The sequence below is a fragment of the Leifsonia sp. Root227 genome, assembly GCF_001428745.1.
Classification (GTDB): Bacteria; Actinomycetota; Actinomycetes; order Actinomycetales; family Microbacteriaceae; genus Leifsonia.
On record NZ_LMIO01000002.1, the window covers coordinates 563328 to 589648 of the forward strand.

General features: G+C 66.9%; 30 protein-coding genes and 2 pseudogenes. 28 read left to right on the forward strand and 4 right to left on the reverse strand.

All coding sequences use genetic code 11. The annotated features are described in order from the left end of the window. The first annotated feature begins 11 nt into the window (after positions 1–11). Positions 12–701, forward strand: coding sequence for a tRNA (guanosine(37)-N1)-methyltransferase TrmD (gene trmD / locus ASE16_RS07540; RefSeq protein ID WP_055893079.1), 690 nt, complete (start codon positions 12–14; stop codon positions 699–701). A 91-nt stretch (positions 702–792) separates the two neighbouring features. Here the strand turns inward: trmD and map are convergent, their stop codons facing one another. Continuing rightward, on the reverse strand, positions 793–1560 hold the full coding sequence (gene map / locus ASE16_RS07545; protein WP_055893083.1) for a type I methionyl aminopeptidase: 768 nt from the start codon (positions 1558–1560) through the stop codon (positions 793–795). A 143-nt stretch (positions 1561–1703) separates the two neighbouring features. On the opposite strand from map, the gene ASE16_RS07550 reads away from it, so the two are divergent. From ASE16_RS07550 to ASE16_RS19735, 9 genes and pseudogenes are all read left to right on the forward strand, one after another. Beyond that, on the forward strand, positions 1704–2198 hold the full coding sequence (locus tag ASE16_RS07550; protein ID WP_055893086.1) for a hypothetical protein: 495 nt from the start codon (positions 1704–1706) through the stop codon (positions 2196–2198). Positions 2199–2419: 221 nt separating this feature from the next. Beyond that, complete coding sequence (gene rplS, locus ASE16_RS07555) at positions 2420–2767, forward strand: 50S ribosomal protein L19 (RefSeq protein WP_055893091.1); 348 nt, start codon at positions 2420–2422, stop codon at positions 2765–2767. Positions 2768–2868: 101 nt separating this feature from the next. Then, positions 2869–3627: a signal peptidase I gene (gene lepB, locus ASE16_RS07560; protein WP_055893094.1), complete on the forward strand. Its 759-nt coding sequence runs from the start codon at positions 2869–2871 to the stop codon at positions 3625–3627. After that, a complete protein-coding gene (locus ASE16_RS07565; RefSeq protein ID WP_055893097.1) occupies positions 3627–4289 on the forward strand; it encodes a ribonuclease HII in 663 nt (220 codons plus the stop codon). Before lepB ends, ASE16_RS07565 begins: the two co-directional genes overlap by 1 nt. A 29-nt stretch (positions 4290–4318) precedes the next feature. Further along, a complete protein-coding gene (locus ASE16_RS07570) occupies positions 4319–4642 on the forward strand; it encodes a DUF2469 domain-containing protein (protein ID WP_055893100.1) in 324 nt (107 codons plus the stop codon). 98 nt (positions 4643–4740) lie between these two features. Continuing rightward, positions 4741–5097, forward strand: coding sequence for a YraN family protein (locus ASE16_RS07575; RefSeq protein ID WP_055893104.1), 357 nt, complete (start codon positions 4741–4743; stop codon positions 5095–5097). After that, positions 5097–6176: pseudogene (locus tag ASE16_RS07580) on the forward strand (YifB family Mg chelatase-like AAA ATPase); the annotation flags it as partial. The gene ASE16_RS07575 and the pseudogene ASE16_RS07580, both read left to right, overlap by 1 nt. Positions 6177–6193: 17 nt before the next feature. Further along, positions 6194–7606, forward strand: a complete 1413-nt coding sequence (locus ASE16_RS07585) for a recombinase family protein (protein WP_235500412.1) — start codon at positions 6194–6196, stop codon at positions 7604–7606. A 9-nt stretch (positions 7607–7615) separates the two neighbouring features. After that, a complete protein-coding gene (locus ASE16_RS19735; protein WP_157480191.1) occupies positions 7616–7774 on the forward strand; it encodes a hypothetical protein in 159 nt (52 codons plus the stop codon). On the opposite strand, the gene ASE16_RS07590 is transcribed toward ASE16_RS19735, so the two are convergent. Continuing rightward, complete coding sequence (locus tag ASE16_RS07590) at positions 7771–8358, reverse strand: hypothetical protein (protein WP_157480193.1); 588 nt, start codon at positions 8356–8358, stop codon at positions 7771–7773. The genes ASE16_RS19735 and ASE16_RS07590 overlap by 4 nt on opposite strands. 183 nt (positions 8359–8541) lie before the next feature. On the opposite strand from ASE16_RS07590, the gene ASE16_RS07595 reads away from it, so the two are divergent. The 7 genes and pseudogenes from ASE16_RS07595 to ASE16_RS07610 all read left to right on the forward strand — a co-directional run bounded on the left by ASE16_RS07595 (position 8542) and on the right by ASE16_RS07610 (position 13685). Continuing rightward, entirely contained in the window at positions 8542–9282 is a 741-nt protein-coding gene (locus ASE16_RS07595) for a hypothetical protein (RefSeq protein ID WP_157480195.1), read from the forward strand. An 8-nt stretch (positions 9283–9290) separates the two neighbouring features. After that, on the forward strand, positions 9291–9458 hold the full coding sequence (locus tag ASE16_RS19740) for a hypothetical protein (RefSeq protein ID WP_157480197.1): 168 nt from the start codon (positions 9291–9293) through the stop codon (positions 9456–9458). Further along, a complete protein-coding gene (locus ASE16_RS19745) occupies positions 9455–9700 on the forward strand; it encodes a hypothetical protein (RefSeq protein WP_157480199.1) in 246 nt (81 codons plus the stop codon). The genes ASE16_RS19740 and ASE16_RS19745 overlap by 4 nt, the downstream gene beginning before the upstream one ends. Positions 9701–10539: 839 nt before the next feature. Beyond that, a pseudogene (locus ASE16_RS20360) lies at positions 10540–10659 on the forward strand (ATP-binding protein); the annotation flags it as partial. A gap of 6 nt (positions 10660–10665) precedes the next feature. Beyond that, positions 10666–11148: a hypothetical protein gene (locus ASE16_RS07600; RefSeq protein ID WP_055893117.1), complete on the forward strand. Its 483-nt coding sequence runs from the start codon at positions 10666–10668 to the stop codon at positions 11146–11148. 235 nt (positions 11149–11383) lie between these two features. Beyond that, positions 11384–12652, forward strand: a complete 1269-nt coding sequence (dprA, locus tag ASE16_RS07605; protein ID WP_082581300.1) for a DNA-processing protein DprA — start codon at positions 11384–11386, stop codon at positions 12650–12652. A 127-nt stretch (positions 12653–12779) separates the two neighbouring features. Further along, on the forward strand, positions 12780–13685 hold the full coding sequence (locus ASE16_RS07610; RefSeq protein WP_055893120.1) for a tyrosine recombinase XerC: 906 nt from the start codon (positions 12780–12782) through the stop codon (positions 13683–13685). A gap of 65 nt (positions 13686–13750) precedes the next feature. Here ASE16_RS07610 and ASE16_RS07615 read toward each other — a convergent pair whose 3' ends face one another. Then, positions 13751–14269: a M23 family metallopeptidase gene (locus tag ASE16_RS07615; RefSeq protein WP_055893125.1), complete on the reverse strand. Its 519-nt coding sequence runs from the start codon at positions 14267–14269 to the stop codon at positions 13751–13753. A 594-nt stretch (positions 14270–14863) separates the two neighbouring features. Here ASE16_RS07615 and ASE16_RS07620 point away from each other — a divergent pair. The 11 genes from ASE16_RS07620 (at position 14864) to ASE16_RS07670 (ending at position 25239) form a co-directional block, all read left to right on the forward strand. Next, positions 14864–16384 (forward strand): sugar porter family MFS transporter, encoded by a 1521-nt coding sequence (locus ASE16_RS07620; RefSeq protein ID WP_082581302.1) that lies wholly within the window; start codon positions 14864–14866, stop codon positions 16382–16384. A gap of 274 nt (positions 16385–16658) precedes the next feature. Then, on the forward strand, positions 16659–17624 hold the full coding sequence (gene rpsB / locus ASE16_RS07625) for a 30S ribosomal protein S2 (RefSeq protein ID WP_055893132.1): 966 nt from the start codon (positions 16659–16661) through the stop codon (positions 17622–17624). Positions 17625–17672: 48 nt separating this feature from the next. Next, on the forward strand, positions 17673–18500 hold the full coding sequence (gene tsf / locus ASE16_RS07630; protein WP_055893137.1) for a translation elongation factor Ts: 828 nt from the start codon (positions 17673–17675) through the stop codon (positions 18498–18500). A gap of 115 nt (positions 18501–18615) precedes the next feature. Further along, positions 18616–19329, forward strand: coding sequence for a UMP kinase (gene pyrH, locus ASE16_RS07635; RefSeq protein WP_055893140.1), 714 nt, complete (start codon positions 18616–18618; stop codon positions 19327–19329). A 77-nt stretch (positions 19330–19406) separates the two neighbouring features. Next, complete coding sequence (gene frr / locus ASE16_RS07640; protein ID WP_055893143.1) at positions 19407–19961, forward strand: ribosome recycling factor; 555 nt, start codon at positions 19407–19409, stop codon at positions 19959–19961. Positions 19962–19967: 6 nt separating this feature from the next. Next, complete coding sequence (locus ASE16_RS07645) at positions 19968–20963, forward strand: phosphatidate cytidylyltransferase (RefSeq protein WP_082581303.1); 996 nt, start codon at positions 19968–19970, stop codon at positions 20961–20963. A 12-nt stretch (positions 20964–20975) separates the two neighbouring features. Then, complete coding sequence (locus ASE16_RS07650) at positions 20976–21539, forward strand: DivIVA domain-containing protein (protein ID WP_055893147.1); 564 nt, start codon at positions 20976–20978, stop codon at positions 21537–21539. Positions 21540–21593: 54 nt separating this feature from the next. Beyond that, the gene (locus ASE16_RS07655; RefSeq protein WP_235500413.1) at positions 21594–22304 is read left to right on the forward strand and encodes a lytic transglycosylase domain-containing protein; all 711 of its coding nucleotides are present in this window, start codon (positions 21594–21596) and stop codon (positions 22302–22304) included. A gap of 85 nt (positions 22305–22389) precedes the next feature. Then, on the forward strand, positions 22390–24138 hold the full coding sequence (locus ASE16_RS07660; RefSeq protein ID WP_055893152.1) for a cation:proton antiporter: 1749 nt from the start codon (positions 22390–22392) through the stop codon (positions 24136–24138). Positions 24139–24187: 49 nt separating this feature from the next. Then, positions 24188–24493, forward strand: a complete 306-nt coding sequence (locus ASE16_RS07665; RefSeq protein WP_055894404.1) for a hypothetical protein — start codon at positions 24188–24190, stop codon at positions 24491–24493. 17 nt (positions 24494–24510) lie between these two features. Further along, a complete protein-coding gene (locus ASE16_RS07670; protein WP_200949589.1) occupies positions 24511–25239 on the forward strand; it encodes an alpha/beta hydrolase in 729 nt (242 codons plus the stop codon). A 43-nt stretch (positions 25240–25282) separates the two neighbouring features. Here the strand turns inward: ASE16_RS07670 and ASE16_RS07675 are convergent, their stop codons facing one another. After that, entirely contained in the window at positions 25283–26320 is a 1038-nt protein-coding gene (locus tag ASE16_RS07675; protein WP_055893154.1) for an AI-2E family transporter, read from the reverse strand. Position 26321: the final 1 nt, after the last annotated feature.

Consider the following 26321-nt stretch of genomic DNA (forward strand, 5'->3'; position numbering starts at 1 on the left):
AGGCTGGGGGGATGCGCATCGACATCGTCACGATCTTCCCCGAGTTCTTCGATGTGCTCGACATCTCGCTCCTCGGCAAGGCCCGTCAGACCGGCCTGATCGACCTCGGCGTGCACAATCTCCGCGACCACGCCCACGACAGGCACCGCACGGTCGACGATACCCCGTACGGCGGCGGGGCAGGCATGGTGATGAAGCCGGAGCCGTGGGGAGAGGCGCTCGACGGCATCCTGGAAGCCTCGCCAGGCGACCCGCTGGTGATCTTCCCGTCACCGGCAGGCGAGGTGTTCACCCAGCGGATCGCGCGCGAGCTCGCGGAGGAGAAGCACCTGGTCTTCGGATGCGGCAGGTACGAGGGCATCGACCAGCGCGTCTTCGACGACACCGCATCGCGTGCCAGGGTGCGACTGATGAGCATCGGCGACTACGTGCTCAATGGGGGAGAGGTGGCGACGATGGCGATGATCGAGGCGATCGGCCGGCTCATCCCCGGCGTGGTCGGCAACCCGGAGAGCCTCGTGCAGGAGTCGCACGAGGACGGCCTGCTCGAATACCCCAGCTACACCAAGCCGGCCGCCTGGCGGGGTCACGATGTGCCGCCGGTCCTGCTCTCCGGCAACCACGGCGCCATCGCCGCCTGGCGCCGCGAGCAGCAGCTGGCGCGCACCCGCGCCGTCCGCCCCGACCTCCTCCCCGAATAATCGACTCCGAGGTTGTTCAGGCGACACGCCGGGTGTGGCCTGAACAACGTCGGACTCGATTGCGTGGGTGCTGGGGATGTGGGCGCGGCCGTCAGTCGCGGGCGGTGAGGACGAGCGGGCCGGACTCTGTGATGGCGACGGTGTGCTCGGAGTGGGCTCCGCGGGAGCCGTCGGCACTGCGCAGCGTCCAGCCGTCGCGGTCGGTGTAGATCTCGTCCGTCGACTCCAGGAACCACGGTTCGATCGCGATGACCAGGCCAGGGCGCAGGGGATAGCCGCGACCGGCGCGGCCCTCGTTGGCGATGTGCGGATCGCCGTGCATCGTGCGGCCGACGCCGTGGCCGCCGAACTGCAGATTCACCGTGTAGCCCTCGGCGTGCGCGACGGCGCCGATCGCGGAGGAGATGTCTCCGACGCGGCCGCCTGGCTGCGCGGCCTGGATCCCGGCCGCGAGCGCGCGGCGCGTGGTGTCGATGAGGTGCAGGTCCGCATCCCGTGGCTGCCCGACCACCAGGCTGATCGCGGAGTCCGCCACCCAGCCGTCGACGGATGCGGCGAAGTCGAGGGTGAGCAGATCGCCGTCCTCGAGGCGATAGTCATGCGGCAGACCGTGCAGCACGGCGTCGTTCACGGACGTGCAGATCACCTTGCCGAACGGGCTCGCCCCGAACGACGGGTGGTAGTCGATGTAGCACGACTCCGCCCCGGCCTTCCGGATGAGGTCGTGTGCGATCCGGTCGAGCTCCAGCAGGTTCACGCCCACCTTCGCCGCCGCGGCCGTCTGCTGCAGCACGTCGGCCACGAATCGGCCGGCCGGCCGCATCTGGTCGATCTCGGCAGGGGTCCTCAACTCGATCACGCTGTCTCCTTCATATCGCCACCAGTGTTCCACAGTAGTTGCACGCGCGGCGCATTCGGTGTGCGACGGGCGCGCATCCACTGGGATTCGGCCATCGGCGAACCCGCAGCCGCTGCACAGGCGCGCGCCGTTACGCTGGTGCCGTGATCCTGCGCAAGGCGTTCTACTGGTGGTTGTTCCCCTCCGCCGTGATCCTGCCTGTCTGGCTGCTCATCGGCTGGGCGATCTTCGGCTCGGGCGGATGGAGCTTCATCGGGCTTCTGATCCTCTGCCCGGTCCTGTTCATCGCGATGCTCGCCATCGGCGGCATCATCATGGCCCGCAAGACCGTGCGCGACACCCGCGCCGTCTCCTGGTGGGACGTCGGGCTGATCGGCGCGTGGCACGCATCCATCGTCGTGTTCGGCTGCTTCATCCCCGACGTGATGAGCTGGCTCGCCGTGCTCGGCATCCTGCTCGGCCTCGCCGCGTTCTGGGTCTCGCTCTGGCAGCTGGTCACCGAGGCCAGGATGCGCGTGCAGCAGACCTTCGAGGCATACGAACGCGCGGCGCAGCCGCAGCAGGTGCGTCGTCCTGAGGCTCTGTTCGAGGAGGGCTCGGAGGTCATCGTGATCGAGGAGAGGCGCGACGAGCGCTGACGCCCGTGCGTTCCTGCACGGTCCGGGGCGTCGTCGCTTTGGCAAACGCATCCCGTTCATGGCAGAATTGATCTTTGTGTCGCGGCCAGGCTCTGCCACAGGGGAGCCAGCACTTCTCGCGCACACCCCATACCGTTGATTCCCGGTCGTCGCCTGCGCTGAGCAGGGGAAGGCCCCAAGTCCGTCCTCGACCTGTGGCGGGTACAGAGAGCGAACACGCAATGCATATCCTCGACCACGTCGATGCCGCTTCCCTGAAGCAGGACATCCCCGACTTCCGCGCGGGCGACACCGTCAAGGTTCACGTCAACATCATCGAGGGCAGCCGCTCCCGTATCCAGGTCTTCCAGGGCGTCGTCATCGGCCGCTCCAACGAGGGCGTGCGCGAGACCTTCACGGTCCGCAAGGTCAGCTTCCAGGTCGGCGTCGAGCGTACGTTCCCCGTGCACTCCCCGGTCATCGACAAGATCGAGGTCGTCACCCGCGGTGACGTCCGTCGCGCCAAGCTCTACTACCTGCGCGAACTGCGCGGCAAGAAGGCGAAGATCAAGGAGAAGCGCGACAACTAGGCTTCGCCGAAGTCGTCGGATTCTCGACGCGCGCGGCCGCCGCGTGCGTCTGTCCTGAGCTCCCTGTCCCATACACTTGGGCAGGGAGCTCAGGCGGTTAAATGACGGATGAAGCAGTGCCCACCCGGTCGGACCGCGTGGCGAAGGAACGGCGCGGGAAGACCCGGCGCAGACGGCGCAGCACGAAGCTGTTCTTCCGCGACCTGCTGGTCATCGTGGTCGTCGCCGTCCTGGTGTCGTTCCTGGTCAAGACGTTCGTCGTCCGCTCGTTCTACATCCCCTCCGCTTCGATGGAGAACACGCTCCAGATCAACGACAGGATCATCGTCAACGAGCTGGAGCCAGGGCTCGTCCCGATCAGCCACGGCGATGTCGTCGTGTTCCGCGACCCTGGCGGCTGGCTCCCCCCGCAGCCGCCGACCAGGCAGAGCCCGCTCGCGCAGGCCGTCGACTCCGCGCTGACCTTCGTCGGCCTGTCCGCCTCCGACAGCGATGACCACCTGGTGAAACGCGTGATCGGGCTGCCGGGCGACCACGTCGCCTGCTGCAACGCGGACGGCAGGATCACGGTCAACGGAACGCCCATCGACGAGCCGTACATCCTGCTCCAGCCCGGCAACGTGAACGCCGCGACACTCGCCTTCGACGTCACGGTTCCGAAGGGCGAACTGTGGGTGATGGGAGATAATCGTTACAACTCTCAGGACTCCTCCCGCAATCAGAGCCTTCCAGGTCACGGGTTCGTCCCGATCGACCACGTCGTCGGTCGCGCGTTCGTGATCAGCTGGCCTGCCGGCAGGTGGACCTGGCTCGACAACTACCCGGATGTGTTCCGCGGCGTGGAGGAGGACAAGCGATGATGGCGCCGGTGACTCCCACCCTCCGCTTCGAGAAGTCCCTCTACCGTTCAGGGGTGACCTCGATCGTCGCCGTCGACGAGGTCGGCCGGGGAGCACTCGCCGGGCCGGTGGCGGTCGGAATGGTCGTGATCGACACCGCGGTCAAGCGCATCCCGGTCGGGCTCCGCGACTCGAAGCTGCTGGCAGAGCCGGCACGCGAGGCGATCGAGCCGTTCTGCCGCAAGTGGGTGCTGCACCACGCGGTCGGAATGGCGTCCGCCGCCGAGGTGGACTCGCTCGGCATCATGCGCTGCCTCGGGCTCGCGGGAGCCCGCGCGCTCGCGCTGCTGGAGGAGGGCGGCGCCGAGATCCGGGAGAGCACCCTCATCCTGGACGGCAACTACGACTACCTCAACCCGGCGCTGATGCGTCCGGCGAACGTCGTCACCAGGATCAAGGCGGACAGGGACTGCGCATCCGTCGCCGCCGCCAGCGTGATCGCGAAAGTGGCGAGGGACAGGCTGATGATCCAGCACGACACGGAGTTCCCCGGCTACGGCTGGGCATCCAACAAGGGCTACTCGAGCCGCGAGCACTTCGACGCGATCTCCGAACTCGGGCCGAGCGCCCTGCACCGGCTGACCTGGCTGCGGGATGCGGCGACGCTGCCCATTCCGACATGACCCCCTTCGCGGCATAGACTTGTCGAACAATGGATGAAGACGAGTTCGACGACTACGACCGCGAGGTCGAGTTGGCTTTGTACCGCGAATACCGGGACGTCGTCTCGCAGTTCAAGTACGTGATCGAGACCGAGCGCCGGTTCTACCTCGCGAACGAGGTGGAATTCGTGCGCAGGGACACCGAGCACGACTTCTACTTCGAGCTGACGATGAACGATGTGTGGGTGTGGGACGTGTACCGTTCCGACCGCTTCGTGAAGTCGGTGCGCGTGCTCACGTTCAAGGATGTGAACATCGAGGAGCTCTCGAGCAAGGAGTTCGAGCTCCCGAAGGAACTCGCGCTCGACGAGTAGTTCTCCCCAACCAGGGTCTTCCGGGCTGTTCTCCACAGATTCGCTCCCGCTGTTCTCCCACGACGACCGCCACGTGAGGCTGTCTTCAGGAGGCAGCAATGGCAGCGAAAGACGAGTTGGGGCGCCGCGGCGAAGACGTGGCGGCAGAATGGTTCGCGCGGCGAGGGTTCGTCGTGCTCGAACGCAATTGGCGATGCGCGGCGGGTGAGCTCGACCTGATCGTCCGTGGCGACGGGGTGACCGTCGTCGCGGAGGTGAAGACCAGGACGTCGGTGGCGTACGGCCATCCGTTCGAGGCGATCACAGCGGCGAAGGCCGCCCGCTTGAGACGTCTGGCGGCCGAGTGGTGCCGGGTGCGAGGGCCCATTCCCGGCCCGATCCGGATCGACGCGGTCGCAGTCATCGACGCGTGGAGCGCTGCGCCATCGGTCGAGCACCTCGCAGGCGTCGCCTGATGTCCATCGCGCGCACATACGCCGTCGCGCTGAACGGCGTCGACGGCGACATCGTGGAGGTCGAGGCCGACATCGCCGCCGGGCTTCCGGCGTTCTCCCTGATCGGTCTGCCGGACACGGCGCTCGGCGAGTCGCGCAAGCGCGTGGTCTCCGCTGCGATGAACGCCGGCTGCCCGCTCACCACGCGCAAGCTCACGGTCAACCTGTCACCGGCGTCCCTCCGCAAGCAGGGCTCCGCCTTCGACCTCGCCATCGCCGTCGCGGCTCTCGCGGCGGCAGGCGATCTCAGCCCGGAGTCGGCGGCGACCACCGTGCACCTCGGCGAGCTGGGCCTCGACGGCAGGCTGCGTCCCGTTCCCGGAATCCTGCCGGCGGTCATCGCCGCACGCGCGGCCGGCTTCTCTCGGGTCGTCGTCCCCACCGCGAACGCGGAGGAGGCCGAGCTGGTCGACGGGATGGAGGTGGTCCCGGTCGCGAGCCTGAGGCACGTCGCCATCCACCACGGCAGCTCCCTCGACCCTGTCGATGTCGAGTCTGTCACCCTCGGGCCGGGTCCCGGCGCGGCCTCCGCGACCGCTGCGAGCTCCGCGACCTCCGCTCCTGGCGCTGCTGCGCCTCCCGAGCCCGACCTCGCCGACGTCGCGGGCAACGAAGACGCGGTGGAGGCTCTCGTGGTCGCGGCGGCGGGTGGCCACCACCTGTCGATGGTCGGTCCGCCAGGGGCAGGCAAGACGATGCTCGCGTCCCGGCTGCCCGGGCTGCTGCCCGACCTCACCCCGGAGCAGGCGCTGGAGGTCACCTGCATCCGTTCGCTCGGCGATGGGCGTGGGGTCGGTGCGGTCGGCTCCGGGGGCGCTCTGATCCGGCGCCCGCCGTTCGAGGCGCCGCACCACACCGCCTCCGCAGCCGCGATCGTCGGAGGAGGCACGATGAGGATCGTGCCTGGCGCGATCGTGCGCGCCTCGAACGGCGTCCTCTTCCTCGACGAGGCGGCCGAGTTCCCGCCGTCCGTCCTGGACGCCCTCCGGCAGCCGCTGGAGTCCGGCACCATCACCATCCACCGGGCGAACGGCATCGCTAAGTTACATTTATGCACATGGTTACTTGTGCGATCTACGTCCGGCAATCGAAGGCCGACGACGAAGGTATCGACCGGCAGATTGAGCGTTGCACCGCTCTGGCTCAGAAGCGTGGTTGGGGCGTGCACGCCGTTTACGCGGATAACGATATCTCCGCTTCAAAGGCGCGTGGCCCGAAGACGGCATGGGGCCGAATGCTTGCAGAGGCGAACGCCTTTGAATACGTGGTGGGCGTCGATGTTGACCGGCTCGTTCGATCGAATCGAGACCTCATCGCGCTAGATGATGCGAGCCTCAAGCTCGTCACGGTCGATGGTGAGATTGACCTCAGCACAGCAGACGGTGAGTTTCGAGCGGCCATGCTTGCGTCCATTGCCCGCTTCGAAGTCCGGCGCAAGGGTGAGCGCCAGCAGCGCGCGAATGCGGCACGGGCGGACAAGGGCGTGCCGCTTATGGGCCGCAGACCATTCGGCTGGGAGGTCGATCAAGTTACGGTCCGCGAGTCGGAGGCAGAGGCGATTCGATGGGCCTATTCGCAAGTCCTCGCTGGCGCGTCTCTTTACTCAGTCGTGAAGGCGTGGAATGACCAAAGCATCACCAGCGCACAGGGCAATGCGTGGAGCACGGCTCAACTCCGGAAGATGTTCAAGCGGGAGCGCAACTACGGCGCGCTGCTCTATAAGGGCACGGTCTCCGAAGATTCGGCCATTGAGCCCATCGTTACAAAGGATCAGTGGCAAGCAGTCGTCGCAATCCTGGAAGGCAGGTCCACCGCTGGCAAGGGGCGCAAGCCGGTTCACTCATTCCTCACCAACGTTGTCACCTGCGGTGTCTGTGGCTCTCGGATGCGAGCCAACTGGGTCACATTCAAAGGCAAGCGCACGCGCAACTACCTCTGCGAGACCAAGCTTGACCGCCGACTATCTGACGGGCGCACTCACGTTGGGATCGCAGCTCACATCATCGAGCCCGAAGTGGTCACCGCGCTTTGGATGACGCTGGTTGTCCAAGGTGGCCGTGCCGAACAAGCCGACGATGCCGAAGTGCTGCGTCTGCGCATTGCTCTAAGTGACATCGAGCGCCGCCGTCGCGCTGTGCAAGAGCTGTGGCTAGAGGATGGCGCAGACCACACCCACCTTCGAAAGCTGCTCGCTGGCCTAGGGTCCGAGTGGGACAAGACCAACCAAGCGCTGACCGCGATCCTGTCGGAGAACGTAGGCAAAGGGCTATCCGATGCGCTCCGTGAAGCGTTCATCCCCAGCGGCGATGAACAAGAGCACGCCACCGCCCTGGGAGGCTCCAAAGAGGCATTTGTGGCGGCGTTTGAGTCCATGTCCACCGACGCCCAGCGCGAGCTTGTGCGTGCGAATCTAAGCGTGCAGGTGAACCCAGGCTACGGAGGCAAGCGCGTAGAAATTGCTCCGCGCTAAGGTCACGCTATGGACGACGAACTCGATAGGGCGGACACGCTGATAGCCCAGGCACGCAAGACAATCAACAGCATGCAAACGCACTGGCCGCACAACCTGGAAGTGACCCTGGACCAGCTAGCTGAAGCGCTCGCAATCCTCGCAAGCCGTCTGCGACAGGACGACTAGGTACTGCTAGCGTCGCCGTCACTCTCGCCCTTGGTGTCGATCAACCACGGCAAGCCGATTTTCGTGCCTGCCCGATACTTGATCACGCCGTCAATCGAGTCGCGCAATGTTAGCTGCAACGAATAGTGTTTGCCGACTTCGCTCACGCCCGTCGAAATGACAACGGTCGCCCCTTTTAGAGCGAAGGATGTCCCGTCCAGGGCGTCTGCGATCCCAGCGGCCATAACCTGCCTAGTTGCGATGTCGTCCGGGTCGAGCTTGACGGCCAACCCCAAGTCACGGAGTACAAGGTTTAGCTCCCGTATGACATCTTCCACGGGATAGGCCAGCGGAACGTGCAGCCTTCCGCCGTGCGTGAAAACGATTCGCACGCGCCGGGCATAGCGTTCCAGGTACTCGAAAGTCTGGCCCTTGTTGCGTTCGTCGTGTGCCACGCTGTGGCCCAAGTCGAGCAACATCGACCCTTTTGGGGCATATCCCCGAGTCAATATCAGAAGAGACACCATATCCGAGCGGTTCACCGGCTCATTGGAAGCGAGCCGCGCAACGATCCACTGAAGATGGTTTAGGTCACTTTCACGCACGGTTGGAACGTAGCGCATTGCCCCGACTAGGCAAGGGTCAACACGGCGTCCTTTTGCGTCCGACGCGTGAATCTTGCCTTCGCCAATCAATCCTGTGATCTTTCCCTGAGAACGTCACGGTGACAGTGCCTGTCACGGTGTCTGTGGCGTAAGGCGCTCGTGCGGTCCAGGCAGATTGACTATGTGCACGACACGCTAACGCTCACCCTGGCGTCTGCTGAGGCCAAGCTTGACGATTACGCGCTAGCGGACCTCAACGACTACGCACCTGGCACCATCAACGCGGATACCCTCGTCAACAACGTACTAGCGCGCCTAGGCGAAGGTCCCACGGTCGCATCCACTCTTAGCGGCAACATCGTTGACCCTGCCAGTAAGTGGCTTCGCGGGGACACCGCCCGTAAGTTCCTGCAACCGATTCTCGACGCCAAGAACGCGACGCTCTATTGCAACCTCGCGGGAGGCCAATGGATCATCAGCGACAAGACCACTGGTAGCCCCTTCACAGGGACGGCCACGATCACGTACGGCGACAATCTTGTTTCCGCTGTCGGCTCGGTTGACCTCGAACGCGGCGACTGGGGCGACGCCGCCGCCGTCTCGTATCGATGGGCAGACGCGGCGGGTGTGTCTCGCACGAAGTTCTACACGTCGAGCATCGTCATCCCGTATCACCGGACATTCGTCCAAGCTTTCAACACACCTGATCCGGGCTTCGACTCCTCCTCAGGCTTGGCGAACCGCGCCTACACTCGCGGCGTCATCCTCACGGTGACGTGCCTTTCAGACCGACAAATCTTCCCCGGCTACACAGTCACGGTTGTACTGCCGGATGGCACATACACGGCAACCGTGCGCGCCTGCGCGTGGGAGTACCCGGCAGACACCATCACCCTCACGCTCGAAAACGTTGTGAAGATTTAGGAAGACCCATGAATGCACGCGCCATGATCGAAGCCGCCATTGCCGCAGCGGTCGCACGGCTCTCCGACAAGCAGACCGCAGCCGCCGACCTAGCCGAAGACATCCGTAAGGAACAGGCCACTATCGCTGACCTCGACGCGGCACTTTCCGCCTTGCCCGAAGCGCCGGATCAGTGAATCACGACGAAGGCTTTACCGCGCTCGCCGTTGCAATCGGACGCATTGAGGAGAAGGTCAACTCAATGACCGGAATGGACGACCGTCTGCGCGAAGTCGAAAAGAGCGTTGAACGCATCGAAGCTCGCGAAGTCCCGCGCGCCCCCTGGTACGCAGTTGTCGGCGGTATCGCGGGAGTTGTGGCCACCGTTGTATCCGCAGTTACGCTCATAGCATTCGTCGCCCAGGGAACGGCGCACTAGTGACTTGCTGCACTACCCAACGTCTACGCAACCTGTTGCATTAGCGGCGCTCTGCGCGGTCCTCGCATCCGCGAGATACACTGTCGCTGTCGCAGTGTTCAGGCCCGCTTGTGCAGCTTTTGCCACATCCGCGAGCGCCTCAGCATAGAGCGAAAGGGCAGACTTGCACGCCCGAACTTTCGTTTCAGAATCCGAGAGGTTTCCTCGCAGGTCGCTGGCAACAGCCGTCGCGCTCTCCGCATCAGTCTTGGCTCGTGCCAAATCGTTCTTGAGCCTCGATATGTCCGACTGGGCTCTCTTCTCGGTCGAAGCGTGTGCAACGTTCACTGACACAGACCACGCGAGCAAACCGGCGGTAACGGCGAGAAGGGCGCCAAGACATATGGCGGTTATCCCTTGCCAGGTCATGCGTCGAGCTGTGGAACCTGGCACAGCTTCTTCATTGGACATGTTGACCTCCCAATCAGCTAAAGCCTAAGAATCTGATGGCCTGATCAATAGCCCCAAAATGAGGGCGGCTCAGATTTTCTGGGATTAAGCAGGAAAGGACCGGCAGCGCTACCGGTCCGATCATGCCTTTCGGGTCAGATCAATGTGTCACAGTCAGGGCAACTCTGCCCCATCGGCCCAACATGATCGTCCCTATTGGGGCACACGTTGAGAGATTCGATCTCGTCTTGCTTAGGGGTTGATTCAATCAAAACCACTCCAATGCTCAAGGCGTATGGGTTAGCGGTTGTTGAATCGTCCTCACCTAATTATCGAACGCGCCTTCTTCAAAACCCGCGACCGTTCGCCACGGGTGAACAGCGCTCTATATGCCTAATTGATCTTTCGCGATCGCGACCTTTCCCGCTCGCTTCCAGCTCGTCCTCGCCTCCAATCCGTGCCCGTGCGGCCGCTACGGCTCCGTCGACGACGAGTGCACCTGCACCCCGATCGCCCGCCGTCGCTACCTTGCTCGCATGTCCGGCCCCCTGCTCGACCGCGTCGACATCCGCCTCACGGTGAGGAGCGTCGGCCTCGCCGCGCTCCGCGTGCGTGCGCACGAGCAGGCGGATGCGGAGGGGCTGCGCGCGGGACATGGCGGTGGGGAGTTCGATGCCCCTCCGGACGCATACGGCGCGGCCTCGACACCGGGAACGCGCACCGTCGAATTGAGGCAGCGGGTGATCGTCGCCAGGGCCATCGCCGCCGAACGCCTCGCCGGCACAGCCTGGGCGAGGAACGCCGACGTGTCGGGCACCTGGCTGCGCACCGGCCCCCTTCGCCTTCCGAGGGCCGCCGCCGGCGCACTCGATCGTGCCATCGACAGGGGTGCGATCACCATGCGCGGCTACGACAGGACGCTGCGCCTCGCCTGGACGATCGCGGACCTTGATGGCGCCTCCACTCCGACCGGCCACCACATCGGTGCCGCCCTCTACCTCAGACGGGGCGACGCATGACCACAGCACATCGAAACGACAGGACGACGATGACAACGGACCAGATGACAGCGGATCGGGCGCGGCCGAATCAGGTCCGATCGGACCAAATGACACCGGACTCAACGATCGGGGATGACGCGAGCAGCTGGGTCGCCTGCACCGCGTGCCCTGTCCGACTGTTCGTCGGCGTGAGGCGTTCCCATCCGCACGGCCTCGGCGGACGGGAGTTCGAGTTCGGCGAGAGTCACCGGTGATGGCGGAAGACTTCCTGGGCATCGCGCACAGCCACATCGCGGACCTGCTGACCCCCATCACGCACGGGCGGGGCGACGACCTGACCGGCGACGAGCTGGAGACGCGCTTCGCCTGGGCCGCCTTCTCCACCCTGGTCGAGCCGGGGGACACTGACGCCCGCGCTCTCGTTCAGGCGCTCGGTCCAGCGGAAGCCCTGCGGATCGTCGTCCACGGCGAAGCAGCGGACACGGTGGCCGCCCGGATGCGCGAGGCGGACCAGGCCGCGGCTCTCTCCGTGACCCCGAGGCTGATGGCGGCCATGGCGCGCTGGAAACCCCGTGTTGCTCTCTCGACAGCCACGCGCGCTCTGACGGCGGCAGCGCACCTGCGTGCGTTCCTCCTCACCCCGGACGACACGACGTGGCCGCTGACGCTGGATGCGCTGGGTGACGGCGCTCCGCTCGCCCTGTGGGTGCGCGGCGACCTCGCGCGCCTTCCCGAGCTGAACCGGTCGATCGCCCTCGTCGGCGCCCGCGCCGCGACCGGCTACGGCGAGCACGTGGCGATGGAGAGCGCTGCAGGGCTGAGCGATCGCGGTTTCGCGATCGTCTCCGGAGGGGCATACGGAATCGACGGCGCCGCACACCGGGCTGCCCTGGCGAGCGACCGGACGACCGTGGCGTTCCTGGCGGGCGGAGTCGACCGCCTCTACCCGGCGGGTAACAGCCGGCTCCTGGAGCGCATCGCACATAGCGGTCTGCTGATCGGGGAGCTCCCGTGCGGTTCGCCGCCGACACGATGGCGCTTCCTGCAGCGCAACAGACTGATCGCGGCGGTCGCGACCGCCACCGTCGTCGTCGAGGCGGGACGCCGTTCCGGTTCGCTCAACACCGCTGGGCACGCAGCGATGATGGGACGACCGCTCGGCGCTGTGCCAGGTCCGATCACGTCGCCAGCGTCGTCCGGCTGCCATCGCCTCATCCGCGAGTACGACGCGGTCTGCGTCACCTCTGCAGACGAAATGGCCGAGCTGGCCATCGGAGCCGCGGTTTCCGAGCCCGCGCTGGCGCCCGTCGCGGGCACTGATCGGCGAACCCACGCCACAGCGACGGGCGCCGCCGAGGAGACGCGCCTCCTGGATGCCCTCAGCACACGGCGCTCGCGTCCGATCGCCGACATCGCCGCCCGATCGGGGCTCTCGGCCGCCGAGGTCATGGCCACCCTCGGCCGCCTCGAACTCGCCGGATGGGTCGTAGAGGACGAGGGGAGCTGGTGCAAGGTGCACTGAGCGCGCTCGGCGATGGTCGTCCACAGCGGGGAGGAGTGATGGTGGTGACCGTTGCCTATCGGTGGGGGATCCGGCGCGGCGCGGCGTCGCGACCGGTCTTCTGGTGGGCGTGGTGGAGACTTGAGGGGTGGAACTTGTTCGCGCCATCGACGGCTTCGCCGTGCATCTCACGGTGGAGCGTGGGTACTCGCCCCAGACCGTTCGTGCGTACCGGTCGGATTTGAACGCGCTCGCCGTGTTCGCAGGGACCAGGGGGGTCGCCGACACCGCAGGGCTGACGCTCGAGGTTCTGCGCGACTGGCTGTGGGAGTCGTCGCAGCGCGGGCTGTCGAAGGCCACCCTCGCCAGGAGATCGGCGTCGGCGAAAGGCTTCAGTGCGTGGGTGGCGCGCCAGGCGGGCGACCTCAACGATCCTGCCGTCAGGCTCAAGGCGCCCAAACCGGACAAGATGCTGCCGCGGGTGGTCAACCTCGCGCAGATCGACGCGCTACTGAGACGGCTCGGTGCGCTCGCCGAAGACGGGGACGCCAACCGGGTCCGCGATCTCGCGGTCATCGAGCTGCTGTACGCGACCGGTATTCGCGTGTCCGAACTGACCGGACTCGATGTGGACGACGTCGACCTCGACCGGCTCACCGTTCGCGTGCTCGGCAAGGGCTCCAAGGAACGCGTGGTTCCGTTCGGCGTGCCGGCCAAGACCGCGATCGTCGACTACCTCCGACGCTCACGTCCTCTGCTCGCGACGGAGCGATCGGGCCCCGCCCTGCTGCTCGGTCCCCGCGGGGCGCGGCTCGGGTCGCGCGCCGTCTACGGATTGGTCGCCGGGCTCCTCGCGGACATCCCCGGCGGGGGACCAGCTGGACCGCACGCACTCCGCCACACAGCAGCCACCCACCTGCTCGACGGCGGCGCCGACCTGCGCGCTGTGCAAGAGCTCCTCGGCCACGCCAGCCTCGGCACCACCCAGATCTACACGCACGTCTCGACGGAGCGGCTGAAGGAGAGCTACCGCATCGCCCACCCGCGCGCCTGATCGCGTGCGCCGGGAAGGCTTGATCGCTTGGACCCGGAAGGGATGATCGCTTGCGTCGCGCGGCCTCATCGCGTGTACCGGGAAGGTCCCATCGCGCTTCCCGAGCGCCTGCGCAGGGAAGGCGGGGGCCGCAGGCCGGCGCTCGCGGTTGCCGCCGTGCCCTCCGTTGCCGCCGTGCCCTCCGTTGCCGCCGTGCCCTCCGCCGGTGCGCCAAGTGGGAGCAGGACGGCGCGCGGCACCCTGTCGTAGAAGCGGAGCGGCGAGACGTACTCGCCGTGGATGCGGACGCCGATATGGAGACACCGAGCGGCGCAGTGCCCGCCCTCAGCGACCAGGCCGAGCGGGGTGCCGGCGGCCACCTCTGTGCCGACCGAGAGACCGGAGGCGAGCGGTTCGTAGCTGGAGAGCACGTCGTTCCCATGGTCCAGCGTGAGGACCGGGCGATCGACCACGACGCCGGCGAATCTCACGGTGGCCCGTGACGGCGACGAGACCGCTGATCCGACGGCCGCCGCGAGGTCGATGCCTCGATGACCGGCGGCATACGGCGTCGGGGGAGCGGCGTACGCGTTCGACAGGATCACTGGGGACAGCGGCCATCGCCACGTCGATTCGCCCTCCACACTCGCAGAGAATGTCGTGCCCGAGGCGACGGTCCCCCCGGCAGAGACGGACATGCACACGACCACCGACGTCGCAATCGCGGCGATCGTCCAACGCCTCCGAACCGGCCGCACCCGACCCGTCGCGCCCGCAACCCGATCTCCCGTGCCCCGGCGTCCCACGACCCGACCTCTCGCGCCCCGACGTCCCACAACCCGACCTCCCGCACCCCGCACCACCTGTGCCTCCACTTCTCGCGCCGCTGCTCCCGCACCACCCGTGCCTCCACTCCTCGCGCCGCTGCTCCCGCACCCCACTCTCCATTGCCGCCCCTGCCCGCCGCTCCGTGCATCCGGAACCGGTGGACAACGCACCGCATCCGTCGCCTGTGCAGAACCACCGGCGCGGCCACCGATCCGGCCAACGCGCGCCTCGCCGGACGGCGCGCTCCGCGACCCACCGGCCGCGCTCTTGCCCGTCGTCGGCTTCGGAGTATCGTGTGGGTCGCCGGCCCGCCGCAGGCAGCATCCAGCAGCACGTGGCGCAGCCTTCATCCGCAACCGAAAAGGTCTTACATGTCTGATCAGCAGAGCGCGTCGTCATCGTCGTCTTCCGCAGCCTCGTCGGAGTCCGACGCCACCGTGCCGACGCCGACTGGGGCCATGCGCAGGAAGGTCATCGGGCTGGCGATCGCCGCGGCCGTCGGCGGGTTCCTGTTCGGGTTCGACTCGTCCGTGGTCAACGGCGCGGTCGACTCCATCCAGAAGCACTTCGCTCTCAACGCGTTCGTGACCGGCTTCATCGTCGCCATCGCCCTTCTCGGCTGCGCGGCGGGCGCGTACATCGCCGGGCGGCTCGCCGACCGGTGGGGGCGGCTCAAGGTCATGCTGCTCGGCGCCGTCATGTTCCTGGTCAGCTCGATCGGGTCGGCGCTCGCGTTCTCCGCGTGGGATCTGGGGATCTGGCGCATCATCGGAGGTCTCGGCATCGGCATCGCGTCCGTCGTGGCACCGGCGTACATCGCCGAGATCGCGCCGAAGCAGTCGCGCGGCAGTCTCGCGTCGCTGCAGCAGCTCGCCATCACGATCGGTATCTTCGTGGCGCTGCTCTCCGACGCCCTGCTCGCCGGGGTCGCAGGGTCCGCATCCAATCAGCTCTGGCTGGGGCTCGAGGCGTGGAGGTGGATGTTCCTCGTCGGCGTGATCCCGTCCGTCGTCTACGGCGTGCTCGCCCTGACGCTGCCGGAGTCCCCGCGGTACCTGCTGGCGACGGGCAAGCACGACGAGGCGCGGAAGATCTTCGCGACGCTCGTCCCGGAGAGTGACGTCGACCGTCAGATCTCCGACATCGAGCGCGCCATCGCCGAGGACAAAGAGGGCAAGAAGGCCACCCTCCGCGGCAACAGGTTCGGGCTGAAGCCGATCGTCTGGATCGGCATCATCCTGTCCGTCTTCCAGCAGTTCGTCGGCATCAACGTGATCTTCTACTACTCGACCACGCTGTGGCGGGCGGTCGGCTTCACGGAGAGCAATTCGCTCCTGATCACCGTCATCACCTCGGTGACCAACGTGGCCGTGACCATCGTCGCCATCCTGCTCGTCGACAGGGTCGGAAGGCGTCCGATCCTCCTCACCGGCTCGATCGGCATGACCGTGTCCCTCGGCGTGATGGCGCTCGCCTTCGCGTTCTCGCAGAAGACGAACGGCGAAGTGAGCCTTCCTGGAGCGTGGGGGCCGATCGCCCTGGTGGCGGCCAACCTGTTCGTGGTGTGCTTCGGCGCATCCTGGGGTCCACTGGTCTGGGTGCTGCTCGGCGAGATCTTCCCGACCAAGATCCGAGGCAAGGCGCTCGGCGTCGCGGCAGCCGCCCAGTGGATCGCCAACTTCCTCGTCACCATCAGCTTCCCGCCGATGTCCGACTTCTCCCTCCCGTTCACATACGGCATGTACGCGATCTTCGCGCTGCTGTCGTTCTTCTTCGTGTTCTTCAAGATCCCGGAGACCAACGGCATGGCGCTGGAGCACGCGGAGACGCTGTTCACGAACGCGGGCAAGAACCGCGGGCCCCAGGTGCGGTCAACCGGCGACACCGTCTGAGGGCGGATGCGCGGGACGTCCGGAGTTCCTGGTAAGCTTTCCTGAGCACTCCGCCCGTCGGAGTGACTACGCGTGCCCATCTGGCCCTCACGGGCTGGCGCCGCATCCACCGGTCTTCCTTCTCCAGCGGTCATCCGCGCGGTGAGCGAAGCGGATGTGCGCGCAGGGCGCCAGGAGCGTCGGCCAGTCGGCCGTCACTGACAAACCGCAACGCGCATCCGCCTGCCAGGACGAAGTCTCCTGCTCCGGATGCCCAGAAAAGGAGAACGGCACAATGGCCGTTGTAACCATGCGCCAGCTGCTCGACAGCGGCGTCCACTTCGGACACCAGACCCGTCGCTGGAACCCGAAGATGAAGCGCTTCATCCTCACCGAGCGCTCCGGCAGCTACATCATCGACCTGCAGCAGTCGCTCGCGTACATCGACAAGACGTACGAGTTCGTCCGCGAGACGGTCGCCCACGGTGGCACCATCCTCTTCGTCGGCACGAAGAAGCAGGCTCAGAACGCGATCGCCGAGCAGGCGACCCGCGTCGGCCAGCCCTACGTCAACCAGCGCTGGCTCGGTGGTCTGCTGACCAACTTCCAGACGGTCTCGAAGCGCCTCGCCCGTATGAAGGAGCTCGAGGAGCTCGACTTCGACGGCACCACGAGCGGCTTCACCAAGAAGGAACTGCTCATCAAGAAGCGTGAGCTCGACAAGCTGCACAAGTCGCTCGGCGGCATCCGCAACCTGACGAAGACGCCGAGCGCTCTCTGGGTGGTCGACACCAAGAAGGAGCACCTCGCGATCGACGAGGCCAAGAAGCTGGGCATCCCGGTCATCGGCATCCTCGACACCAACTGCGACCCTGACGAGGTCCAGTACCCGATCCCGGGCAACGACGACGCCATCCGTTCCGTCGGCCTGCTCACCCGCATCGTCGCAGACGCGGCGGCGGAGGGCCTCATCCAGCGTCACCAGAAGCCGGAAGAGGGCACCGAGCCTGCCGAGCCGCTCGCCGAGTGGGAGCAGGAGCTCCTGAAGTCCTCCGGCGAAGAGGTCCAGGCCAGCGCAGAGACCGAGAAGGCGGCTGACGCCGACCTCGCAGAGGCCAAGGCGGACTCCGCCGAGGTCGTCGCAGAGGGCGAAGCAGTCGCAGAGGCCGTCGCGGAGACCGAGGCTGCCGACGAGGCCGCCGCCGTCGCGACCGACGACGCCACCGAGGCGGTCGTCGAGGCCGAGACCGAAGCCAAGTAGTCCGCTTCCTCTCCAAACAGTTTCGAAAGACAAGGGTTCTCAACGAACATGGCAAACATCAGCATCGCTGACATCAAGGCCCTGCGCGAGCAGCTCGGCACGGGCATGGTCGACACCAAGAAGGCGCTCGAGGAGGCCGATGGCGACATCGACAAGGCCACCGAGATCCTGCGCCTGAAGGGTGCGAAGGGCAACGCGAAGCGCGCGGACCGCTCCACGAGCGAAGGTCTCGTCGCGGCCAAGGAGAACGGCACCTCCGCCACGATGATCGAGCTCGCCTGCGAGACCGACTTCGTCGCGAAGGGCGAGAAGTTCGTCGCCCTCTCCGAGAAGGTCCTCGACGCGGTCACCGCCGCCGGCGCCACCACGGTCGAGGAGGCCCTCGCGGCCCCCGCCGGCAGCCAGACCGTCGCCGAGGTCATCGGCGACGAGGCAGCCATCCTCGGCGAGAAGGTGGAGCTGCGTCGCGTGGCCGTCGTCACGGGCGAGCACTTCGCGATCTACCTGCACAAGACCTCCAAGGACCTGCCCCCGCAGGTCGGTGTCGTCCTCGGCTACGCCGGAGACGACGCGGAGACCGCGCGCAGCATCGCTCAGCACATCTCCTTCGCCAACCCGGAGTACCTCACCCGTGAGGACGTCCCGGCAGAGGCGGTCGAGAACGAGCGTCGCATCGTCGAGGAGATCTCGCGCAACGAGGGCAAGCCGGAGGCAGCGCTTCCGAAGATCATCGAGGGTCGCCTCGGTGCATACTTCAAGCAGGTCGCGCTCCTCGAGCAGGACTACGCCAAGGACAACAAGCTGAGCATCAGCCAGGTGGTCAAGGATGCGGGAATCACCGTGTCCGGCTTCGCCCGGTTCAAGGTCGGCGCCTAGCACGAACATGAAGGAGTCCGGATCGTCTCGTACGATCCGGACTCCTTTTCTGTGCGCAGCCACTGCGCGCACCCAGTAGCTTTAACGAGATCGCTCACGGAAGGACGCAGTACGCATGTCGGAATCCAACAAGAGGCGCAGGGTCCTTCTCAAGCTGTCGGGTGAGGCGTTCGGCGGAGGCCAGCTCGGCGTCAACCCGGACATCGTCAGTGCCATCGCCAGGGAGATCGCACAGGCGGCCCAGGACGTCGAGATCGCGATCGTGGTCGGCGGAGGCAACTTCTTCCGCGGGGCAGAGCTCTCGCAGCGCGGTATGGACCGCGGACGGGCCGACTACATGGGGATGCTCGGCACCGTCATGAACTCGCTCGCCCTGCAGGACTTCCTCGAGCAGGCAGGCGCTGAGACGCGCGTGCAGTCCGCCATCGCCATGACCCAGGTGGCCGAGCCGTACATCCCGCGCCGCGCGGAGCGTCACCTGGAGAAGGGCCGCGTCGTCATCTTCGGCGCCGGCGCAGGTCTCCCGTACTTCTCCACGGACACCGTCGCAGCCCAGCGCGCCCTCGAGATCGAGGCGGACGTGGTGCTCGTCGCCAAGAACGGCGTCGACGGCATGTACGACGACGACCCCCGCACCAACCCGGATGCGCGCAAGATCGACCAGATCAGCCACCAGCAGGCGCTGCAGCAGAACCTCAAGGCCGTCGACTCCACGGCGCTCAGCCTCTGCATGGACAACGGGATGCCGATGCGCATCTTCGGCATCGAGCCGGCAGGAAACGTGACAGCCGCGCTGCTCGGCGCCGAGATCGGCACCCTGCTCGGCTGACACCGGCTCCCTGCCGCCCGGCCGTCCCCATCCGGGGCTCTAGACTAGAAACCGATTCACCGACTGAAGGAGAGACCGTGATCGCGGATGTGATTTCCGACGCCACCCAGCGCATGAGCAAGACCGTGGAGTCTGCGAAGGACGACTTCAGCACGGTGAGCGCCGGGCGTGCGAACCCCGCGCTCTTCCAGAAGGTGCTCGTCGACTACTACGGCTCCCCGACGCCGCTCGCGCAGCTCGCGGGCCTTCAGAACCCCGAGGCCCGCGTCCTCCTGGTCACGCCGTACGACAAGTCGGCGCTGAAGGAGATCGAGAAGGCCATCGTCGCGATGCCGAACCTCTCCGCGAACGTCGGCAACGACGGCGACATCGTGCGCGTCACCCTGCCGGAGCTGACGGAGGACCGCCGCAAGGAGTTCGTCAAGATCGTCCGCAACAAGGGCGAGGACGCCAAGGTCGCGATCCGCAACATCCGTCGCAAGGCGAAGGACGAGCTGGACGCCCTCAAGAGCGAGGTCGGGGACGACGACGTCGCCCGCGGCGAGAAGGAGCTCGAGAACGTCACCCGTGCGCACGTCGACGCCGTCGACGAGGCGTTGAAGCGCAAGGAAGCCGAACTCCTCGAGGTCTAGGCGCTGATGACTGACGGCACACCGGGCGATCCTGAGAAACCGGTCCTCCCGAAACGGAACCGGTCGGCGTCGAAAGCCGAGTTCCGGGCCCAGGTGCAGGCCACCAGGGCAGATTTCGAGCGCCAGGTGCTCGCCAGGAAGGCCCAGCTGGATGCGACGAACGAGCGCATCGCGGAGCGCACGGGCCGCAACCTGGTCCTCGCGATCCTGATCGGCGTCGGTGTCGGAGCGCTCCTGCTCTTCAGCCTGATCTTCATCAAGGAGATCTTCCTGGTCTTCGGGATGGCGATGGTCGGCTTCGCGTCGTTCGAGCTGACTCAGGCGTTCCGCGGAGCAGGTCACCGCGTTCCGCGCACGCCGACGCTGATCGCGGCGCTGGCGATCGTCCCGGCGTCGTTCTTCTTCCACTCCGGCGGCCAGCTCGTTTCGCTGGCGGCGGGGATCGTGTTCGTCGTCGTCTGGCGACTGGTCGAGGAGGCAGCCAAACCGGATGCGCGCCGCGGGGGAGCAGCGCTCGCCCGCGACCTCACGTGGAGCGTGCTGGTGCAGCTCTACGTCGTGCTGCTCGGCAGCTTCGCGATCCTGCTGCTGGCGGAGGACGGCGGAGAGTGGTGGGTGCTGGCGTTCATCATCCTGGTGGTCGCCGTCGACACGGGCGCGTACGTGAGCGGCCTCTCGTTCGGCAAGCACCCGATGGCGCCGACGATCAGCCCGAAGAAGACCTGGGAGGGTTTCGCCGGTGCGGCGGTCACGAGCGTGATCGCGGGCGTCCTGCTTTCGGTGTTCATGCTGCACATGACCTGGTGGTTCGGCGTCGTCTTCGGCATCGCCCTGCTGCTCACGGCGACGCTCGGAGACCTCGCGGAATCGCTGATCAAGCGCGATCTCGGCATCAAGGACATGAGCTCGTGGCTTCCCGGCCACGGCGGTTTCCTCGACAGGCTCGACTCGATCCTGCCGTCCGCTGCCGTCACCTACGCGCTGTTCCTCATCTTCGGATGACAGAATGGGGGAGTGAGCACCTTCCCCCGCACTCGCAAATCTGAGCTCGGCTACGACACCGAGCAGGTCGACGAGTTCCTGCAGACAGCGCGCCGCGCATACGACGGCGGCGCCGACGACGCCGCCTCGGACAGTTCTCCGACGCTGACGGCGGCCGACATCAGGCACACCGCGTTCTCGATGAAGAAGGGCGGATACTCGACGTCGCACGTCGACGCAGCCCTCGAACGCCTCGAGGACGCCTTCGCCTCCCGAGAGCGCGAAGCGAAGAGAGCCGCCATGGGGGACACCGAGTGGTTCGAGCAGGCGCGCACGACGGCGCAGGTCATCCTGAACCGCCTGGAGCGTCCGGTCGGCGAGCGATTCGAGCGGGTGAGCTTCCTCACCTACGGGTACAACAAGGGCGATGTGGACCGTTTCGCCACCCGGCTGTCCCGCTATTTCCAGGACGGACGGCCGATGAGCGTCGAGGAAGTGCGCACGGTGACCTTCCGCCCGCAGCGCGGCGGATACCGGGAAGTGCAGGTCGATCTGCTGCTCGACGGCGTGACGGATGTGATGCTGGCTGTTCGCTGAGTATGGGTGGGCTGTGTTGGCAGTTCGTCAATTGTTCGTTATGGTTCTGTGATCGTGGGTAGACGAGAAGCAGAGATCATTCCGCTGTCTCCGGCCAACCCGGTCGGCGTAGCGTTCAAGCGACCCCGGCGTCCGCACATCCGGTCGCGCGCAGCCCTGTACGGTTTCGCCTTCACGGCCGCCGTCGGCTTCGCGCTCGTGAATGTGGTCGACCCGTACTCCGGCTCGGCCGCGACTCCCGCGTACGCGGACACCGGGCAGACCACCAGCAGGTTCGGCGATGCCCCTGTGCAGTCCCTGACGGCGCCCGGCTCGTACACGGCGACCGTCTCGCGGGAAGCGATGACCGTCAAACCGAAGCCCAAGCCCGTCGTGACCGTCGCTCCCAAGCCGGCGACGACGTCCAGCGACTCCGGCTCCAGCGGAGGCGGCGGAGGCGCACCAGCGGCAGGCACGCCTGACCCTGGCTCTGCCCAGGCCATCGCGTACCAGATGCTGCAGGCCCGCGGCTGGGGCGACGACCAGTACAACTGCCTCGTCTCGCTCTGGAACCGCGAATCCGGCTGGAACGTCTACGCGTACAACGCGGGGAGCGGGGCGTACGGCATCCCGCAGGCACTGCCAGGCAGCAAGATGGCCTCGGCGGGTCCAGACTGGCAGAACAGCGCCGCCACCCAGATCACCTGGGGCCTCGGCTACATCTCCGGGCGCTATTCGACGCCGTGCGGCGCGTGGAGCCACTCGGAGAGCTCCGGCTGGTACTGATCCCCTTCGGAGCATCCTGAGCGTTCTCCGGCGCGCTGAGCGCCGTACGGCGTGCGGAGGCGTCTGCGTGGCATAGCGTTGAGCCATGGAGTTCGCGCTGATCGGGGTCATCGGGGTGATCGTCCTCGTCGTCGTCTCGAAGTTCTCGAAGCAGCTCGGCGTCGCGGCGCCGTTGATCCTGGTGCTCGTCGGCGTCGCCAGCTCCTTCATCCCAGGACTGCCGTCGCCGATCGAGGTCCCGCCCTGGGTGATCCTCTCCGCCGTGCTCCCTCCGCTGCTCTACGCCGCGGCCATCCAGGTGCCGCTGATGGACTTCCGGCGGAACCTCGGCACGATCTCCGTCCTCTCCGTCGGGCTGGTGATCGTGACCGCGGTCATCGTCGGCATCGTGCTCTCCGCTCTGCTTCCCGACCTTTCCCTCGCGGAGGGCATCGCGCTCGGGGCGGTCGTCAGCCCGACGGATGCCGTGGCGGCGACGGCCGTCGCCAAACGTCTCGGGCTGCCGGCCAGGCTCGTCACCGTGCTCGAGGGCGAGAGCCTCGTCAACGATGCGTCGTCGCTCGTGCTGTTGAAGTCGGCGCTGGCCGCGACGGCCGCTGCGGTGAGCATCGGTTCTGTCGCCTGGAACTTCGCGTTCTCCGTGGTGGTCGCGATCGTGATCGGACTGGTCGTCGGGATCGTCACGGTGTTCTTCCGCTCGCGGCTCAACGACTCTGTGCTGGAGACGGCGATGTCGTTCGCGGTGCCGTTCATCGCGTACATCCCCACGGAGGAGCTCGGCGCATCCGGAATCCTCGCCGTCGTGGTCGCGGGGCTGTACACCGGCCACAACGCCGCCAGGAGGTTCAGCGCCCAGGCGCGCATCGCCGAGCGCCTGAACTGGCGAACGGTGCAGTTCGTGCTGGAGAACGGCGTCTTCCTGCTGATGGGGGTGCAGCTCAACACCATCGTGCGGAGCGTCCAGTCCGATCGGGAGTCCATCACCGTGGTCACCGCCGTGGCCATCGGGCTGCTGATCTGCGTGCTGCTGCTCCTCGTGCGCGCGGCCTTCATGGCGCCGGTGGTGCTCTCGCTCCGGGCAGCGCAGCGTCGCGCAGAGCAGATCGGCGACAGGGTCAGCGACGGGCTCGACCGGGTGCGCAACCGCGACGAGCCGACCACGGAGCGCGGCCATCGGCGCTGGCGGCGGCTCACCCGTTATCTGGAGCGCCGCTCGGCCGACATCACAGAGCTGCAGGACTCGCCGGTCGGCTGGCGCGGCGGCGCCGTGCTCACCTGGGCCGGGATGCGCGGAGTGGTCACGCTCGCTGCCGCACAGTCGCTGCCTGCGGACGGGAGCATCCCGTACAGGGCGGAGCTGATCCTGATCGCGTTCACCGTGGCGCTCGTCACCCTGCTCGTCCAGGGCGGCACGCTGCCGCTGATGATCCGTCTGCTCCGGGTCTCCGGCACGGATGCGGCGGCAGACCGCAGAGAGCTGGCCGGACTGCTCGAGGAGCTCAGCGAGGCGGGCATCGCGGCGCTGGAGCGGCCGGAGATTCCGCTCGCAGACGGCCAGGAGCTGGACGAGGACGTGGTGGAGCGGGTGCGGCAGGACACGCTGCTGCGGGTCGAGGCGGAGTGGGAGCGCGTCGAGCGCGACGAGCAGCAGGCGGAGACGGTGGGGCCGCACCAGCAGTACCGCGCGCTCAGGGCGGCCGTGCTCGACGCGGAGCGCGCCGCCCTTCTGGAGGCACGCAGCAGGGGCAACTACTCGTCGCGCATCCTGAGCAGGGCGCAGACGATGCTCGACTTCGACGAGTCGCGGATGGCGCAGCGCGAGGACCGTCCGTAGTCGTCGTCGGCAGGACGGCGCGCGGAGGCGTGGCGTTTAGACTGGACGAATGCCGCGCAGCAACCGTCCCAGAGGTCGTCAGGGCCGGGTGCCGGACGACGACGACGAGGAGAACGGCCTCGGCCGCCTGCTCGCCGGCTGGCGGCGCACGGAGACGCGCCGCGGCATCGTGTGGAACGTGCAGCCCGTCTCCGCTGTCCAGGCGCAGAAGAGCTACGTCTGCCCCGGCTGCGGGAAGGACGTCGCTCCCGGCGTGGCGCACGTGGTCACCTGGCGAGCGGACGGAGTGATGGGCGACGCGGCGGACATCGCGGCCAGGCGGCACTGGCACGCCCACTGCTGGAAGATCAGCTGACGAGAGAGGTCACCGACGTGACGACTGCCCCAACAGAGATCCGTGGCGCCATCGAGCTGCCGGCCAGGCGCGAGGACATCGAGCTGCGCACGCGCGACGGTCTGACGCTGGTCGGTGAGCTGGCGAGCCCGCTCGACCGGCCGCCCGTCGCGACGCTGGTGACTCTGCACCCGCTGCCGACCGCGGGCGGGTTCATGGACTCGCACATCCTGCGGAAGGCGGCAGGCCGTCTGCCTGCTCTCGCCGACATCGCGGTGCTGCGCTTCAACCTGCGCGGCACGACCTCGCCGCGCGGCACCAGCCAGGGCGCTTTCGGGCACGGCGTCGACGAGCGCTACGACGTGGAGGCGGCGATGGACTTCGTGGCGGAGCGCGGCCTTCCGAACCCGTGGCTGGTCGGCTGGTCGTTCGGGACGGAGCTGGCGCTGATGTACGGCCGCCAGTACCCCGTCGCAGGGGTGATCCTGCTGTCGCCCCCGCTGCACAGGGCGAAGCCGGAGGATCTGGCGGCCTGGCAGGGGGATGCCCGCCCGATCGTCGCCCTCATCCCCGAGCACGACGACTACCTGAAGCCGGACGCTGCGGCCGAGCGTTTCGCGCCGCTGCCGCAGATCGAACTGGTCGACGTCGCAGGAGGCAAGCACCTGTGGGTCGGCGAGACCCAGACCCGGCGCGTTCTCGACGAGATCGTCGCCAGGGTCAACCCGTCCGCGCTGCCCCTGCCGACCGAGTGGCCTGCGCCCTAGCTTCGACGGCCTCAGCGTCGCCTCGACGGCTGCGGGGCGGCTCTCAGAGTTCGTTCTGGCGGGGGATGACGACCTGCTTGATGATGAGCAGGATGGCGGCGGCGAACGGGATGGCGACCAGGGCGCCCAGGATGCCGAGCAGCGTACCGCCGGCGAGGGCGGCGACCACGACGAGGGCGCCTGGCACCGCGACTGCGCGGTTCATGATGCGCGGGCTCAGCACGTATGCCTCGACCTGCATGTAGATGATGTAGTAGATCGCCGCCGTGATGGCGGTAGGCGGACCGGCCAGCAGGCAGACCAGCGTGATGATGATCGAGCCGGTGATCGTGCCGACCAGCGGGATCAGCGAGAAGAAGAACGCGACGGACGCGAGCAGGATCGGGAACTTCGCGCCGATGATCGACAGGAAGATGGCGCTCAGGATGCCGTTGACCAGCGCGAGCGCGACCTGCCCCATCACGTACTTGCCGACCGAGTCGGTGATCTGGTCGCCGAGGTCGGCGAACCGCGACCGCTTGGAGGCGGGAACGAGCTGGTAGGTGGCGCGCTTGATGCTCGGCAGCGACGCGGTGAAGTAGATGGTCAGGATGATGATGATGATCCCGCCGAAGACTCCGCTGACGATCCCGATGCCGGTCTGCAGCACCTGCGAGGTGATGTTCGGCAGGTTCTGTTGCAGCCACTTGGTGACCGCGTCGATGTTGTCCTGGTTGACGATGGTCGGGAACTGGTTCTGCAGTCCCTCGAACCACTTCTCCGCATCCCCGTGGTTGACCCAGGTGATGATGCCCTGGATGAGCTGGGAGAGCTGATCGACCGCCACGGGCACGATCGCCCAGATGAGCAGCGTGACCAGGCCGATGATCACCACCAGCGTGACCGTCAGCGCCGCCCAGCGCGGGAACTTGCGCCGTTCGAGGAACGAGATCAGCGGTTCGATGCCGAGAGCGATGAACAGCGCGGCGCCGATGTACGTGATGATCGTCGCGAGGTTGACGATCGACGTCAGCAGCAGGAAGCCGAGTCCGACACCGAGGGTGCCGATCAATCCGACGCGGAACGGGTTCTGGATCTTCACG